Genomic DNA, 879 nt, shown 5'->3' with positions numbered 1-879 from the left:
CACGACGGGGACGCCGGCTCGTGCGGCCGGGCGGTGCGGGGTGGCGGCGGAAGGGGTCCCGGCGTCAGGCCAGGCCGGCGACGAGGTCGGCGACGGCCTTGCGGCGGCCGGTGTAGAACGGCACCTCTTCACGGACGTGCAGCCGGGCCTCGGAGGCGCGCAGATGACGCATCAGATCGACGATCCGGTGCAGCTCGTCCGCCTCGAAGGCGAGCAGCCACTCGTAGTCGCCGAGGGAGAACGACGCCACGGTGTTGGCGCGGACGTCGGGAAAACCGCGGGCCATCTTGCCGTGGTCGGCGAGCATCCGGCGACGGTCCTCGTCGGGCAGCAGGTACCACTCGTAGCTGCGCACGAAGGGGTAGACGCTGACGTACTCGCGGGCCTGCTCGTCGGCGAGGAACGCCGGCACGTGCGACTTGTTGAACTCGGCGGGCCGGTGCAGCGCCATGTTCGACCAGACCGGCTCCAGCGCGCGCCCCAGCCGGGTCCGCCGGAACAGGTTGTAGGCCTCCTGGAGCGCGTCGGAGGTCTCCGCGTGCCACCAGACCAGGACGTCGGCGTCGGCGCGCAGCCCGGAGACGTCGTAGGTGCCGCGGACGGTGATGTCCTTCGCGGCGAGCTGCTCGAACAGCTCCTCGACCTCCTCCGCGTAGCCGGCACGGTCCTCCGGCAGCACGTCGCGCAGCCGGAAGACCGACCACAGGGTGTAGCGGATGACCTCGTTGAGGTCCTTGGCCTTCTTGCCCGCGTTGGGGGCCTTCTCCGGTGCAGCAGTCATGCGCCTATTCTCGCCCCTGCCCGGCGGGCCGTTGCGCCAGGGTCGCCTCGGCCGCCCGCCGGGCGCCGGCGACACAGGCCGCCACGCCGACGCCGTCG

Annotated in this window: 1 protein-coding gene; it reads right to left on the bottom strand. The window is 72.2% G+C overall.

Features of this window, described 5'->3' with window-relative positions:
• Positions 1 to 64: 64 nt before the first annotated feature.
• A complete protein-coding gene (gene hemQ, locus ACYVE9_RS28720) occupies positions 65 to 781 on the bottom strand; it encodes a hydrogen peroxide-dependent heme synthase (RefSeq protein WP_461030810.1) in 717 nt (238 codons plus the stop codon).
• Positions 782 to 879 lie beyond the last annotated feature (98 nt).

It is taken from the genome of Streptomyces sparsus (assembly GCF_054776295.1).
The sequence above is the reverse complement of the archived record's forward strand: the minus strand, read 5'-3'. Positions and strand labels throughout refer to the sequence as shown.